Source organism: Streptomyces sp. NPDC047525 (assembly GCF_040643025.1).
GTDB lineage: Bacteria > Actinomycetota > Actinomycetes > Streptomycetales > Streptomycetaceae > Streptomyces > Streptomyces durmitorensis.
Genome location: NZ_JBEYTL010000006.1, coordinates 24,668 through 38,122, shown reverse-complemented (window position 1 = coordinate 38,122; position 13,455 = coordinate 24,668). Strand labels below are relative to the sequence as shown.

Sequence of the window (13,455 nt, the reverse complement as noted above, 5' to 3'; positions counted from 1 at the left end):
CGGCCAGTCGTGCGCGCTACCAGCCGGTCGGGTCGCGCGCTACCAGCTGGTCTTGCGCTGGAGCTCCCACATCATCATGATCGCCGAGGGATCGAGGGCGCGCTCGCCGCCCGCGATCTCCTCGCTCGCCATGATGTATTGCTTGCCCTGCCACATCGGGAGCAGGCGCGCGTCGTCGACGAGGAGCTTCTGGGCCCGCTCGAAGTCGTCGGCCACCGCGCCGCGATCGGCCTCACGGCGCGAGCGCGGCAGCACCTCGTCGGTGATCTCCCGTGACGGGTACGGCGTGTTGAGCACGTTCTTCGTGCCGATGAACGGCGCGATGAAGTTCTCCGCGTCGGGGAAGTCGGGGAACCAGCCACGGCCGAAGACGGGGTACTCGCGCTTCTTGGTGCCCGCGTCGAACTCGGTCCAGGGACGGCCCTTCAGCGTGATCTTGAAAAGACCCGAGTCCTCGAGCTGCCGCTTGATCTCCTTGAACTCCCCCTCGGTCGCCGAACCGTAGCGGTCGGTCGTGTACCAGAGCGTGAGCGGAACCGGTTCGTTGATGCCCGCGCCCTTGAGGATGTCCGCGGCCTTGGTGACGCTGGGGTCTCCGTAGTCGTCGAAGAAGCCCGTGCCGTGTCCGGTGAGGCCCTGGGGGACCATCGAGTACAGCGGCTCGACCGTGTCCTGGTAGATCTTGTGGGCGATGGCCGGGCGGTCGATGACCTGGGCGAAGGCCTGGCGGACCGGCTTCTTCCTGGCCCAGGGGTCATCGGGGTTGAACACCAGGTAGCGGATCTCGGTGCCCGAGCCCTCGACGAGCTGGATGCCCTCGCGCGCGTGCTTGTTGGCCTGCATCTCGACGATGTCCTCCGCCGCGAGTCCGCGGAAGGTGACGTCGATCTGCTTGTTCTTCAGGGCCTCGACCATGGTGGCCGACTTCTTGAAGTAGCGGATCGTGACGGCGTCGTTCTTGCGGTCGGCCGCACCCTTGTAGTGGGTGTTCTTGACCAGCTCCGCCCGCTCACCGGCCTTGTACGCCTCCAGGGCGTACGGCCCCGAGCCCGCGATCGAGGTGCCCTCGCGGAGCTTGTCCGCGGGGTACTCGCGGGGGTCGACGATCGACATGGCGGGCGTGGAGAGCACGAACGGGAACGTGGCGTCCGGCTTCTTGAGCCGGAACGTGACCGTCCGGTCGCCCTTCGTCTCGACCGAGTCGAGCGATCCGAGCAGACCGGTGGGACCGCCCTTGACGTCGATGCGCCGCATGCGGTCGAAGGTGTACTTGACCGCCTTCGCGTCGAGCTCGTGGCCGTCGGAGAACTTGAGGTCCTCCCGCAGCTCACAGGTGAAGACCTTGTTCGTGGCGTCGGTGAACTTGCAGGACTCGGCCGCGTCCGGCTCGGGCTCGGCGGCCCCGCTGGGGAAGCTCAGGAGCGTCTGGAAGACGTTCCGGTACAGCTCCCAGGAGCTGTCCCAGGCGGCCGCCGGATCGAGGGTACTGGGGGCACTCATCGTGCCGACGGTGATCTTCTGCTCCTCGTCGGACTCGTCCGAAGAGAAGACTCCGCATCCCGAGAGCAGGGATATGGACACCAGCGCCGCGGCCGGCCGCAGGCCCCGGCGGGGCAGCCTGGCCAGGCCACGGAGACCCGCCGCCGCCACCAGGCGAACTTCACTGAACACGCGCACGCTCCTCGATCGGCCATGCCATGGGTCGGGAGACAATATCGCAATGCCCCGCCGGGCCAACTTGCGGCGCCGACGGGGCACTTGATGCGCGTGTACGTCCCTTTTGAGTGGCGTACCTGGCGATTGTGCAGCCTTCGTCAGCTGACGCCCGCATTGAGGAAGATGCCGCCATCGACCACGAGTGTCTGCCCCGTGATCCAGTCCGACTGGCTGGACGTGAGGAACGCGGCGGCGCCCCCGATGTCCTCGGGCACACCGAGCCGCCCCAGGGGGTACGCGGCTGCCGCCTCCTCCTCACGGCCCTCGTACAGCGCCTGGGCGAACTTCGTCTTGACCACGGCCGGCGCGATCGAGTTGACCCGCACCTTCGGGGCGAACTCGTGCGCGAGCTGCAGGGTGAGGTTGACCATGGCGGCCTTGCTCATGCCGTACGCGCCGATGAACGGCGAGGGGGCGACGCCCGCGACGGAGGCGATGTTCACGATCGCGCCGCCGTTCTCGCTCTGCCAGGCCTTCCAGGTCTGCTGGGCGAAGCCGAGCGCCGAGATCACGTTGGTCTCGAAGACCTTGCGCGCCACATTGAGGTCGAGCTCGGCCATCGGCCCGAACACCGGGTTCGTACCGGCGTTGTTGATCAAGAAGTCGACCCGCCCGAAGGCCTCCATGGCGCGCTCGACGGCGACCGCCTGGTGGGCCTCGTCGTGGGCCTTGCCCGCGACGCCGATGACGCGGTCGGCGCCGAGCTTCTCGACGGCCTCCTTGAGCGCGTCCTCGTTGCGTCCGGTGATGCACACGCGGTCACCGCGGGCGACGAGCGCCTCCGCGATGCCATAGCCGATACCGCGGCTCGCGCCCGTGATGAGCGCTGCCTTGCCACTGTCCTGCACTGTCATCTCCGCATCCCTCCGGGACAGAACTACCGGTACCGAACTAGTTGAGCGGGCCGCCGGCCACGTACATGACCTGGCCCGAGACGAAGCCCGCGGCGTCGCCCGTGAAGAACGCGATGGCGTTGGCGATGTCCTCGGGGCGGCCCACCCGCTGCACGGGGATCTGCGTGGCGGCCGCGGCCTGGAAGTCCTCGAAGCCCATGCCGACGCGGTCGGCGGTGGACTTGGTCATCTCGGTGACGATGAAGCCCGGGGCCACGGAGTTGGCGGTGACGCCGAACTTGCCGAGCTCCTTGGCGAGGGTCTTGGTGAAGCCCTGCAGTCCTGCCTTGGCCGCGGCGTAGTTGACCTGGCCCCGATTGCCGAGCGCGGAGGACGAGGAGAGGTTCACGATCCGGCCGAACTTGGCGTCCACCATGTGCTTCTGGATCGCGCGGGACATCAGGAACGCACCGCGCAGGTGCACGTTCATGACCGTGTCCCAGTCGTTCGCGCTCATCTTGAAGAGGAGGTTGTCGCGGAGCACACCGGCGTTGTTCACGAGGATCGTGGGGGCGCCGAGCTCGTCGGCGATCCGGGCGATGGCCGCCTCGACCTGAGCCTCGTCGGACACGTCGCAGCCGACGGCGATCGCCCTGCCACCGGCAGCGGTGATCGTCGTGACGGTGTCCTTGCAGGCGGCCTCATCGAGGTCGATCACCGCGACGGCGCGGCCTTCGGCGGCCAGACGCACGGCGGTCGCCGCGCCGATGCCTCGCGCTGCTCCGGTCACGACCGCGACGCGCTGCTCAGTGGTGGACATGCTGGTTCTCCTCGCCCTTGGGATGCGGCTCTACGGTACGCCCCGATGGTGAGCGACCGCTTAGTACCTTCAGCTGAACGAGACGCTAGAAGCCCTGGCACCCGGTGTCAACGGCACACCGGGAGCTGTGATTCTTCACCTCACCAGGAGGTCGAGGAGTCGGTCCACCTCTGCGGCGGGATCCGCCGTGAGGCCCGTGTGCACCGGCCCCGGCTGCACGACGGTCGAGCGCGGCGCGATCAGCCACCGAAAGCGCCGCCCGGCATCGTCCCGCTCGGCCTGACCTGCCCCTTCGCCGCCCGCACAGATCCGCTCGACGGCGCCGAGGGCGGCCTTGATGCTCTCGGGGTCGGCTTCCGGGTCCAGGGCCCGCAGCTTGGCCTCGTCCAGATGCGTACGGGCGGCCACGAAGGACTTGGCCCGGCAGTAGACCACCACTCCCGCGTTGAACTGCTCCCCGCGCTCCACACGCGGCACGACGCGCACCAGGGCGTACTCGAAGACGTCCCGCTGGATCGCCTGGACAGGCAACGGCTGCTCGGTCACTGGTCGGCGCCCTTCCGCTGCGGCTCGGGCAGCTGGATCCGTTCGTGGATGGTCCTGGCCCGCGGCAGCAGCGCCGCCACATAGGCGCGGCGCACGGCGTCGGGGCCGTCGAAGCCCGGCTCGTCCACGAGCCACACGTCGGGCACATCGGCGGCGGCCGCGGCGAGCAGCTCCTCGGTCACCAGCGGGGCGAGCTCGGCTGCGGCCGTGGCGACGTCAGGGCCGAAGGGGGCCAGGGCGTGGTCGGACGCGTCGTACGGCTTGGCGGCCGCGGTCTCGGCGGTGCGCCAGTTGTGGTGCCAGATCATGCTCGCGCCGTGGTCGATGAGCCACAGGTCGCCGCCGACCACGAGCATGTTGGGGTTGCGCCAGGAGCGGTCCACGTTGTTGATGAGCGCGTCGAACCACACGACGCGGCCCGCCTCGGCCGGATCGACGTCGTGGGCGAGCGCGTCGAAGCCGAGCGCGCCCGAGAGGTACTCCATCCCGAGGTTGAGACCGCGGCTCGACTTGAGCAGCGCCTGCACCTGCTGATCGGGCTCACCGAGGCCGAGCACCGGGTCGAGCGTGATCCCCGTCAGACCCGGCACCCGCAGGCCGAGGCCGCGCGCCAGCTGCCCGCAGATCACCTCGGCGACCAGCGTCTTGCGGCCCTGTCCGGCCCCGGTGAACTTCATGACGTACGAGGCGTACATTCCCCGGCCGTCGACGGCCTCGACGAGGCCGGGGAGCGATCCGCCCTCCCGCAGGGGCGTCGCGTACCGGACCGCGGTGACTTCGGTGAGCATTGCCCCAGGTTAATGCCGGTCCGAACTCGGCTCGCGCAAGAAGTCCTTGAGCGTTTGAACACGGCGGTGCGCGGTCTCGTACCACCGGACATGACCCTTTCGAAGGAACCTCTGCCCACGCCCACCCGCCGTTCCGTCGTCGCGGCGGCGGGTGTCGTCAGCCTGGCCGCCGCGCTCGCCGCCTGCGGGGAGAGCGACGACTCGTACGACTCCGATCCGGCCGCGGACAAAGTGCCCGACAAGGCCGCGGAGCCCGAAGGCGCCGCCGGGGCCGTGCTCGCCAAGACCTCGGAGATCCCGGTGGGCGGCGGCAAGATCTTCAAGGAGGAGGGGGTGGTCGTGACCCAGCCGACGGAGGGCGAGTTCAAGGCCTTCTCGAACCGCTGCACCCATAAACAGTGTCCGGTGACGAGCGTGGAGGGCGGCACCATCAACTGCCCTTGTCACGGGAGCAAGTTCGCCATCGCGGACGGAAGCGTGAAGGCTTCCCCGGCGACGAAACCGCTGCCCACCGCCGAGATCCGCGTGGACGGGGACTCGATCACACTGGCCTAGGACGCTTCCAGCTGCCGAGGACGTCCTCGGTGGTGGCGATGGTGGCCACCAGGGCGAGCGTGTTGCGGATCATCGCGGGTGCATAGTCGGAGGGGACTCCCGCGATGGCGTCCGATGCCACGACGGCGGTGTAGCCGAGGTTCACGGCGTCGAAGACGGCGTTCGGTATCGCCACGTTCGCCGACACACCGGTCACCAGGAGGGTGCGGCACCCCAGGTTGCGCAGCAGCGGGTCGACGTCCGTGCCCGCGAGGGGCGAGAGCCCGTGCAGCCGTCGTACGACGAAGTCCTCGTCGGCCACCTCGATGGGCGGCGCGATCCGTACGGCCTTGGTCCCGGACAGCTGCTGCACGGGCAGCCGTCCCGCGGCACGGAAGAGGCGCGCGTTGTGGTTGGCGCCCCGCCCGTCGGGCCGCCGTTCGGCGACGGCGTGCAGGACCTGGACGCCTGCCTGGTGGGCGGCGGAGACGAGCCGCGCGACATTGACGAGACAGCCCGACGAGCGCGCCTCGTCGGCGAGTTCGGGCAGCGCGCTCTCCGTCCCCACCACACCCTGCTGGCACTCGACGGTCATCAGTACGGTGGTGGCGGGATCGAGGAGTTCCCTGAGCTGTTCGTACGACGGCATGGCTCCCCCTGTCCGGGTCGTCCGGGTCGTCCGGGACAGCCGTGGCAACCGGCGCCCGGGATGCGCGGAGGTTAGCCGCCATTGCGCCACGGCGGAAGAGACCGCATGCTTTCCTGACGCACGAAACTGACGACCAGTCAGTTCCCTTCGTGCACCCACCTTTTCCCTTTGCCGCGGGAGGACCGATGGCCGTCACACAGCGCCGGGGCCGCAGGATCATGATGTCGCCGGGCGAGCTCGACGCGTTCCTCGCCGAGGAGCGCACCTGCCGGGTCGCCACCGTGTCCGCGGACGGCGCCCCGCACGTCAGCGCGCTCTGGTTCGCCTGGGACGGCACGTCCTTGTGGCTGTTCTCGATCACCCGCAGCAAGCGCTGGGCGGACCTGCGGGGCGACCAGCGGATCGCCGTGGTGATCGACTCGGGCGTGGAGTACGGAGAGCTGCGGGGCGTGGAGCTGTCCGGGACGGCGGTCTTCGTCGCCGAGTCACCGCGCGTGGGCGAGCCCTGCCCCGAACTCGACGCCCCCGAGCGGTTGTTCGCCCAGAAGTACTTCGGGATGGACGCGATGCCGTACGACGGGAAGCACGCCTGGATCCGGCTCACGCCCGACGCGATCGCGTCCTGGGACTTCCGGAAACTGGCCGAGCTGCAGTCCCGCCCCTGATCACCGCCCCAGAGCCGCCCCGGCTCCCTGGAGCGCCTCCACCGCGGCCCTGATCGACGGCCTGCGGTCCGCGTCCGCGCGCCACACCACGTACACCTGACGGCGCACCCGGTGCCGCACCGGGACCGTCCTGACCCCGGCAGGCATCGGATCGCGCCCCAACTGGGGCGCCACGCACACGCCGAGCCCCGCGGCCACCAGCGCCAGCTGGGTGTGGTGCTCCTCCGCGCGGTGGGCGATCCGCGGCTCGATGCCCTTGGCGCGCAGCGTGAACATCAGCCACTCATGACAGAACTCGCCCTCCGCCCAGGTGATCCACTCGTCGTCCACGAACTCCTCCAGATCCACTTCGTCGCGGTCGGCGAGGGGGTGCCCCGCGGGCATGGCGACATCGGTGGGATCGTCCAGGAGGGCCGCCTTGACCAGGCCTTCGGGCATCGGCAGCGGCTTGTTGTACCAGTCGAGGACGACCGCCATGTCGATGTCGCCGCGCACCACGGCGGCCACCGCGGGCTGCGGCTCCATCTCCTGGGAGCGGACGCGCAGGCCGGGGTGCCCGGCGCTCAGCGAGGCGAGCGTGGCGGGCAGCAGGCCGCGCATCGCCGTGGGGAACGCGGCGATGCGCAGCTCACCGACGGCCTTGCCGCGCTGCTCCTCCAGGTCGGCCCTGGCGAGCTCCACCTGGGAGAGGATGCGCGCGGCATGCTCGGCGAGCAGCCGTCCGGCGTCGGTCAGGCGCACCCCGCGGCCGTTCTTGGCCAGGAGCTGCTGGCCCACCTCGCGCTCCAGCTTGGTCATCTGCTGGGAGACCGCCGACGTCGTGACGTGCAGTCCCGCCGCGGCGCCGCTGACGGAGCCGTGCCGGGCCAGTGCGTCGAGCGTGCGCAGACGCTCCAGGTTCAACATGTAAGCGATGCTACGGGATATCGGGCAGTTTATTTCGCTTGTTCTACGAGGTTGGCTGCTTCAAGGTGACGTACATGAGCGCCACCACCACCCCGTCCGGCTCCCTTGCCGCCCCCTCCGCCCCTGACTCCCCTGACTCCCCCACAGACCCGAAGCGCCGCGCCCTCGGCTGGCGCCTCCGCTTCGGCATCCTCTCGCTGATCTGGGGCTTCAGCTTCCTGCTGATCAAGGTCGGCACGGAGGGCTACGCACCGTTCCAAGTCACCTTGGGACGACTGGTCTTCGGCACCGCGGTCGTCGCGGCCGTCCTCGTGACCAAGCGCGAGCGGCTGCCGCGCGGGGCGCGCACGTGGGGCCATCTCGCGGTCGCGGCGCTGCTGCTCAACGCCCTGCCGTTCTCGCTGTTCGCGTACGCGGAGCTGACGATCCCGTCCACGCTCGCCGGCATCTGCAACGCGACCTCACCGCTGTGGGGCATGGCGCTCTCCCTGGTCGCGCTCTCCGAGGACCGTCCGACGCGGCGCAGGGTCGCGGGGCTCGGCATCGGGTTCCTGGGAGTGCTCACGGTCCTCGGCGCCTGGCAGGGCTTCAGCGGCCTTGACTTCCGCGGTACGGCGATGGCCCTGCTCGCCTCGGTGTGCTACCCGATCGGCTGGATCTACGTGCGCCGCACGCTGGCCGGCTCCTCCCACTCGAACCTCTCCCTGACCGGCGCCCAGCTTCTGGTCGCGACCGGCGAACTGGCCGTGGTGACCCCGCTGTTCACGTCCTTCCCCACGCACTTCCCCGTCGTGCCGCTCCTCGCGATCGTGGCACTGGGTGCCGTCGGCACCGGGGTCGCGTTCCTGATCCAGTACGGCCTCGTCGCCGAGGTCGGGCCGACGACGGCCCAGATGGTCACGTACTTCGTCCCGGTCATCGCCACCGCCGCGGGCGTGGCCGTGCTCGGCGAGTCCCTGAGCTGGTCGACGCCGGTCGGCGCGGTGATCGTCCTGGCGGGCGCGGCGCTCACCCAGTCAAGGCCGCGTGATCGCTCGCGGAAGCCCGCTCACTCATAACGCCGCGCGGGAGCGGGCCCGGTGGCGGAGGCGACGGCGTCCGCCACCGCTTCGATGTCACCGTCCCCGAGCGTCGACACCGTGATCCGCACCCCGGGCCGCGCACTCATCCGGAACCGCGCCCCCGGGGCGACGGCCCACCCCGCGTGCAGCAGCCGGGAGACCGCACCCGTCTCGTCCGGCACGGGCACCCACACGTTCATGCCGCTGCGCCCGTGCGCCGTGACGCCCCGCGCGGCGAGTGCGGCGATCAGGGCGTCACGGCGCCGCCCGTAGGACGCCGCCACCTCGGCCGGGTCCACCGCCCCTTCCGTCCACAGCCGCACCACGGCGCGCTGCGACAGATGGCTCACCCAGCCGGGGCCGAGCCGCTGGCGCCCCTGGACGCGATCGACGGTGACCGCGTCCCCGGTGAGCAGGGCGAGGCGCAGGTCAGGGCCGTACGCCTTGGCCGTGGAGCGGACGAAGGCCCAGCTTCGGGTCACGCCCGCCAGCGGGTGCAGCGGCAGGTCGACGATGGCGTGGCCGTGGTCGTCCTCGATGAGCAGTACGTCCTTGTGCGCGGAGAGCACTTTGCGCAGGGCACGCGCGCGTGGCGCACTGATCGCGGCGCCCGTCGGGTTCTGGGCGCGGTCGGTGACGATGAGCGCCCGGACGCCGCCGCGCAGCGCGTCCTCCACGTCGGCGGGCAGCGGCCCGTCGTCGTCGACGCCCATCGGGACCGTACGCAGCCCGAGCACCGGCATCAGGTCGAGCAGGCTCCCCCAGCCCGGGTCCTCGACCGCCACCGCGTCGCCGGGCTTGAGGTGCGCCGCGAGCACGCGCTCGATGGCGTCGAGGGACCCGGAGGTGACGGCGACGGGACCGTCCGGCACACCGTCCTCGTCGAGGGCCACGCGCGCGTGGCGGGTCAGTTCAGGGTGCACGGCCTCCTGCCCGTACAGCACGGGATTCCGGTCGCCCTCCGCGGCGGCGGCCGCGAACACCTCGGCGAGCGGCGGGAGCAGCGCCGTGTCCGGATTGCCGTTCGACACGTCGCGCACTCCGGCGGGCACGTCCACGCGGATCAGCTCGCGCACCGTCGTCGCGGGCTTGGGGCGTACGCGGCTGCCGCGCCGCCCCGCCGTCTCGATGACGCCGCGTTCGCGCAGCGTGCGGTAGGCGGCGGCCACCGTATTGGGATTCACCCCGAGCCGCTCCGCCAACTCGCGCATCGGCGGGAGCAGTTGACCCGGTTCCAGGTCTCCGCCACCCACCGCACGCTCCACGCTGGCAGCGATCTCAGCTGCGCGCCGGCCTTCGATCCGATACTCTCCTAGCACAAACCACATTATGCACTAGTGCAATGGAGAAGGCAATGAGCGTCGCATCCGAGTCCGGCATCGAGACCGGTGACGGGACCGCCACCGACACCGCCTCGTACGCGCCGACCGAACTCACCGTCCCCACCCGCGGCCGTGACCGCGCCTCGTACGACCAGGAACTGGTGCACGCGATACTCGACGAGGCCTACGTCTGCCACCTCGGCTTCGTGCGTGACGGCGCCCCCGTCGTCCTGCCGACGCTGTACGGCCGGGTGGGCGAGCGCCTGTACGTGCACGGCTCGACGGGCTCCCGGCCGCTGCGGATGGCGGGCGACACCCGGCAGCAGGAGGAGGACCCGGGGCTCGCGGTCTGTCTGACCGTCACCCACGTCGACGGCCTCGTCCTTGCCCGGTCGGCCTTCCACCACTCACTCAACTACCGCTCCGTGGTGATCCACGGCACCGCCCACCAGGTCACGGACCCCGAGGAGAAGCGCACCGCCCTCGACGCGCTCGTCGACCACGTCGTGCCGGGCCGCTCCGCCGACTCCCGCGCCGCGAACGCCAAGGAGCTCGCGGCCACCGCAGTGCTCAGCCTCGACCTCGCCACGGTCTCCGCCAAGATGCGTACCGGCGGCCCGAACGACGACGCCGAGGACCTCGGCCTTCCGTACTGGTCCGGCGTCGTCCCGCTGGTCACGGGCTACGGCGCCGTCATCCCGTCGGCCGACCTCGCCCCCGGCATCGACACCCCCGGCTACCTCAGCGCACTGTGATGCTGATCCACCCCTGGGACGCCCCGCACTCCGACGCCGAGTGGCAACAGTGGCTCGCCGGCCACGACTTCGGGCAGCTCGCCGTGAACGGCCTGCCCGGAGAGCCCCCGCACGTCCAGCCGGCGCACTTCGCGTACGACCGCGGGGCCGGGTGATCACGCACCTGGCGCGGCCCAACCCCCTGTGGCCCGCACTGGAAGCCGATCCCGAAGTGCTGCTCAGCGTGGTCGACGACTACGCGTACGTGCCGGGCCCCTGGAAGGCGCCCGCGGGCACCCCTGCCGAGCACGGGGTGCCGACGAGCTTGTACGCCGCCGTCCAGCTCCGCTGCACCGCCCGCGTCGTGGACTCCCCGCAGGAGAAGGCCGAGCTCCTCAACCGCCAGGTCGCCCACTTCCAGCCGGAGGGCGGCACGGTCCCGGCCGAGGTGGGCGAAGACCCCTTCGGCCGTCTGCTCTCCGGCATCCGTGTCCTGTGGCTCGAAGTGACCGACGTACGGGCGAAGTTCAAGTACGCGGGCAACAAGCCACAGGACGTCCAGGACCGGATCGCGGCGGGCCTCGCGGCACGAGGCGGACCGCGTGACGCGGCGGCACAGGCCCAGCAGCTGCGCCGCCGCTGAGCGCCCCATCAGGGGCGCGGGCCGTGACATGTGCGGCTCCGCCGCGTGGGCGCGCCCAGCCCCCACCGGCGCGCGGTTCAGGACAGAACACGCGGGGCACGGCCACTCCAACCGTGCCCCGCAAGATCCCTCCCCCGCCGCGCAGCGACCGTCTCGGCGACCGCAAGACCCGTCACCGCGGCCAGCATCAGCAGAGTGCCGAGCACCATCGACACGGTCAGCTCCTCGCCGAGCAGCACGACCGCGATGACCGCGGCGCTCAGCGGCTCGAGGAGCGTGATCACGGAGACGGTCGCCGACCGGATGACGGCGGCGCCCGCGAAGTACAGGGCGTAGGCGACGGCCGTCGGGATCACGACGATGTAGAGCAGGTAGAGCCCCATCCGCGCCGGGTCGGCGGCGTGCGGGACGAGCCCTTCCACCGCGGCGAGCGGCAGCAGGCAGACGGACACCACGGCGAACGACCAGACCGTCGTGTCGGACGAGTCGGCGCCGCCGTCCCGCCCCCACCACCGCGTGAGCAGCGTCATCGCGGCGTACGCGGCGGCCGAGAGCAGCCCCCACCCGACGCCCACCGGACGCACGCTCGCGCCCCCGCCGCCCAGGACGAGCACCACGAGCCCGGCGACCGCCCCCGCCACGGCCACGACCCCGCCGCGCCCGAGCCGCTCCCCCATGGTGAACCGCGCCCCGAGCGCGATGAGTACGGGCCCTGCGCCCATCGTGACCACCGTGCCGACCGCGAGCCCGGTCGACTCGACGGCCGCGAAGTAGGCGGTCTGGAACACGGCGAGGGCCACGCCGGTCGCCACGATCCGCGGCAGCCTGCGCCGCAACGGCGCGCTCTCGGCGACGTACGAGGACCGTCGGCGCGAGCGCACCAGACGGACGGCGTAGAGCAGCACGAAGCCGCCCGCACAGCGCCAGAAGGACAGGCTGACCGGCCCCATGTCACTGGCGTTGAAGACCAGCGCGGCGGCGGCACCCGCGGTGCCCCAGGCCGTACCGGCGACGATCAGATAGAAGAGGCCTCGCCCGACGGACAGGCCGGAGGCAGCAGTCGACACATTCGACACGTGAGTTCTCCGCAGAAAGGAAAAGAGAGGTCCTTGGCTCCGTCTGCGGGCAGCGTCGTTCCACCCGGCCACCGGCCGGGCGTGATCCAGGAGATGCCCGCGCTTAAGCGGCGGGAGGCGGAAGAACGAGCGCGCGTGAATGCATGATCGACACCCTAAGCGGCCGTGCCGGTCGACGACAACTGTTCCTTCGGCTCCGGCGACCCGCCCGCGGTGGGCCCCTCACGCGGTTTGGCGGGCGTGGACGACTGCGCGATGAACGCCCCCGCGAGCACCACGGCGCCCCCGATGATCTGCGGCGCCGACAGGTGTTCGCCCAGCATCACCCAGGCGAGCACGGTCGCGATGACCGCTTCCAGACAGGCCACGACCCCGGCCACCTGGGGCGAGAGCCGGCGCACGGAGAGCACCCCGGTGACGTACGCCACGACGGTCGCGACGATCACGATCCAGCCGATGAGCGCCCACGCGGGCACGGCCGAGCCGTCCATGTCCGCGCTCCCCGCGAGCACCGACCAGTCCATGCCCCAGGGGCGCGCCACGACGGTGAGCACGGCGGTGCCGATCAGGAGCCCGAACGCGATGACGCCGAGCGGGTCAGGGGCGTCGTCGCCCGCGTCGCTGCCCTGGTCGGACAGGACGAAGTAGCCGACCTGGCAGCACGCGGCGCCCAGCGCGAGGAGCAGCCCCACGGCGTCGAAGCTCAGCCCGGCCCACACCTCGACGACACAGGCGAGTCCGCCGACGGCGAGCACCACGCCCACCGCGGCCGCCCGCGTCACGGGCCGCCGCTGCACGAAGCGCACCCAGCCGAGGACGAGCGCGGGTGCGAGGTACTCGACCAGGAGCGCGACACCCACGGGGATACGGGAGATCGCCGCGAAGTAGCAGGCCTGGACGCCGGCCACGGCGAGCAGGCCGAAGCCGAGCAGGAGCGCGGGCCTGCGGCGCAGCAGTCCGCGGTGGCGCCAGGCGACCGGCAGCATCACCAGGGCGGCGCCCGCCACCCGCAGCCACACCACGTGCAGCGGGTCGAGACCCGCCTCGATCAGCGGCTTGGCCGCGACACCCGAGCCGCCGAAGGCGACCGCCGACCCCAGGGCGAGCCCCAGCCCGACGCCTCTCCCCCGGCTCGGCATCGAGCCCGTCTGTTTCCCCTGAG

Annotated in this window: 14 protein-coding genes and 1 pseudogene; 5 read left to right on the top strand and 10 right to left on the bottom strand. The window is 71.2% G+C overall.

All coding sequences use genetic code 11. The annotated features are described in order from the left end of the window. Window positions 1–39: 39 nt before the first annotated feature. The 5 genes from ABZ833_RS18320 to ABZ833_RS18300 form a co-directional block, all read right to left on the bottom strand. Window positions 40–1,626 carry an ABC transporter substrate-binding protein gene (locus tag ABZ833_RS18320; RefSeq protein WP_361048725.1) on the bottom strand — a complete coding sequence of 529 codons (1,587 nt, stop codon included), beginning with the start codon at window positions 1,624–1,626 and terminating at the stop codon, window positions 40–42. Between the two features lie 188 nt (window positions 1,627–1,814). After that, entirely contained in the window at window positions 1,815–2,570 is a 756-nt protein-coding gene (locus ABZ833_RS18315) for an SDR family oxidoreductase (protein WP_249591259.1), read from the bottom strand. 37 nt (window positions 2,571–2,607) lie between these two features. Further along, window positions 2,608–3,369 (bottom strand): 3-oxoacyl-ACP reductase FabG, encoded by a 762-nt coding sequence (gene fabG / locus ABZ833_RS18310; RefSeq protein WP_361047646.1) that lies wholly within the window; start codon window positions 3,367–3,369, stop codon window positions 2,608–2,610. A 135-nt stretch (window positions 3,370–3,504) separates the two neighbouring features. Further along, complete coding sequence (locus ABZ833_RS18305) at window positions 3,505–3,915, bottom strand: DUF3037 domain-containing protein (protein WP_361047643.1); 411 nt, start codon at window positions 3,913–3,915, stop codon at window positions 3,505–3,507. Then, window positions 3,912–4,703: a HipA family kinase gene (locus ABZ833_RS18300; protein ID WP_361047640.1), complete on the bottom strand. Its 792-nt coding sequence runs from the start codon at window positions 4,701–4,703 to the stop codon at window positions 3,912–3,914. The genes ABZ833_RS18305 and ABZ833_RS18300 overlap by 4 nt, the downstream gene beginning before the upstream one ends. Window positions 4,704–4,793: 90 nt before the next feature. On the opposite strand from ABZ833_RS18300, the gene ABZ833_RS18295 reads away from it, so the two are divergent. Further along, window positions 4,794–5,258 carry a Rieske (2Fe-2S) protein gene (locus ABZ833_RS18295; RefSeq protein WP_361047637.1) on the top strand — a complete coding sequence of 155 codons (465 nt, stop codon included), beginning with the start codon at window positions 4,794–4,796 and terminating at the stop codon, window positions 5,256–5,258. Here the strand turns inward: ABZ833_RS18295 and ABZ833_RS18290 are convergent. Further along, a complete protein-coding gene (locus ABZ833_RS18290; RefSeq protein WP_361047635.1) occupies window positions 5,245–5,886 on the bottom strand; it encodes a cysteine hydrolase in 642 nt (213 codons plus the stop codon). The two genes, ABZ833_RS18295 and ABZ833_RS18290, sit on opposite strands and share 14 nt — an antisense overlap. Before the next feature lie 185 nt (window positions 5,887–6,071). Here ABZ833_RS18290 and ABZ833_RS18285 point away from each other — a divergent pair, with 185 nt between their 5' ends. After that, on the top strand, window positions 6,072–6,551 hold the full coding sequence (locus tag ABZ833_RS18285; RefSeq protein ID WP_361047632.1) for a pyridoxamine 5'-phosphate oxidase family protein: 480 nt from the start codon (window positions 6,072–6,074) through the stop codon (window positions 6,549–6,551). Here the strand turns inward: ABZ833_RS18285 and ABZ833_RS18280 are convergent, their stop codons facing one another. Beyond that, window positions 6,552–7,457: a LysR family transcriptional regulator gene (locus ABZ833_RS18280; RefSeq protein WP_361047629.1), complete on the bottom strand. Its 906-nt coding sequence runs from the start codon at window positions 7,455–7,457 to the stop codon at window positions 6,552–6,554. 74 nt (window positions 7,458–7,531) lie between these two features. Here ABZ833_RS18280 and ABZ833_RS18275 point away from each other — a divergent pair, with 74 nt between their 5' ends. Next, window positions 7,532–8,515, top strand: coding sequence for a DMT family transporter (locus ABZ833_RS18275; RefSeq protein WP_361047626.1), 984 nt, complete (start codon window positions 7,532–7,534; stop codon window positions 8,513–8,515). Here ABZ833_RS18275 and ABZ833_RS18270 read toward each other — a convergent pair. Beyond that, the gene (locus ABZ833_RS18270; protein WP_361047623.1) at window positions 8,506–9,837 is read right to left on the bottom strand and encodes an aminotransferase class I/II-fold pyridoxal phosphate-dependent enzyme; all 1,332 of its coding nucleotides are present in this window, start codon (window positions 9,835–9,837) and stop codon (window positions 8,506–8,508) included. The two genes, ABZ833_RS18275 and ABZ833_RS18270, sit on opposite strands and share 10 nt — an antisense overlap. Before the next feature lie 35 nt (window positions 9,838–9,872). Between ABZ833_RS18270 and ABZ833_RS18265 the strand changes: the two genes are divergently transcribed. Together ABZ833_RS18265 and ABZ833_RS18260 are read left to right on the top strand one after the other, a co-directional pair. Further along, window positions 9,873–10,595 (top strand): pyridoxamine 5'-phosphate oxidase family protein, encoded by a 723-nt coding sequence (locus tag ABZ833_RS18265; protein WP_361047621.1) that lies wholly within the window; start codon window positions 9,873–9,875, stop codon window positions 10,593–10,595. Beyond that, window positions 10,595–11,217, top strand: a pseudogene (locus ABZ833_RS18260) (FMN-binding negative transcriptional regulator). Before ABZ833_RS18265 ends, ABZ833_RS18260 begins: the two are co-directional and overlap by 1 nt. 77 nt (window positions 11,218–11,294) lie before the next feature. Here ABZ833_RS18260 and ABZ833_RS18255 read toward each other — a convergent pair. Beyond that, window positions 11,295–12,284, bottom strand: coding sequence for a DMT family transporter (locus ABZ833_RS18255; RefSeq protein WP_361048723.1), 990 nt, complete (start codon window positions 12,282–12,284; stop codon window positions 11,295–11,297). 164 nt (window positions 12,285–12,448) lie between these two features. Further along, entirely contained in the window at window positions 12,449–13,432 is a 984-nt protein-coding gene (locus ABZ833_RS18250) for an EamA family transporter (RefSeq protein ID WP_361048721.1), read from the bottom strand. Window positions 13,433–13,455 lie beyond the last annotated feature (23 nt).

What these genes read in the sequence shown, in the direction of transcription:
- ABZ833_RS18285 (WP_361047632.1), top strand. Translation starts at nt 6,072, where the DNA reads ATGGCCGTCACACAGCGCCGGGGCCGCAGGATCATGATGTCGCCGGGC.
- ABZ833_RS18275 (WP_361047626.1), top strand. Translation starts at nt 7,532, where the DNA reads ATGAGCGCCACCACCACCCCGTCCGGCTCCCTTGCCGCCCCCTCCGCC.
- ABZ833_RS18315 (WP_249591259.1), bottom strand. Translation starts at nt 2,570, where the DNA reads ATGACAGTGCAGGACAGTGGCAAGGCAGCGCTCATCACGGGCGCGAGC.
- ABZ833_RS18250 (WP_361048721.1), bottom strand. Translation starts at nt 13,432, where the DNA reads ATGCCGAGCCGGGGGAGAGGCGTCGGGCTGGGGCTCGCCCTGGGGTCG.
- ABZ833_RS18280 (WP_361047629.1), bottom strand. Translation starts at nt 7,457, where the DNA reads ATGTTGAACCTGGAGCGTCTGCGCACGCTCGACGCACTGGCCCGGCAC.
- ABZ833_RS18295 (WP_361047637.1), top strand. Translation starts at nt 4,794, where the DNA reads ATGACCCTTTCGAAGGAACCTCTGCCCACGCCCACCCGCCGTTCCGTC.
- ABZ833_RS18265 (WP_361047621.1), top strand. Translation starts at nt 9,873, where the DNA reads ATGAGCGTCGCATCCGAGTCCGGCATCGAGACCGGTGACGGGACCGCC.
- ABZ833_RS18290 (WP_361047635.1), bottom strand. Translation starts at nt 5,886, where the DNA reads ATGCCGTCGTACGAACAGCTCAGGGAACTCCTCGATCCCGCCACCACC.
- fabG (WP_361047646.1), bottom strand. Translation starts at nt 3,369, where the DNA reads ATGTCCACCACTGAGCAGCGCGTCGCGGTCGTGACCGGAGCAGCGCGA.
- ABZ833_RS18300 (WP_361047640.1), bottom strand. Translation starts at nt 4,703, where the DNA reads ATGCTCACCGAAGTCACCGCGGTCCGGTACGCGACGCCCCTGCGGGAG.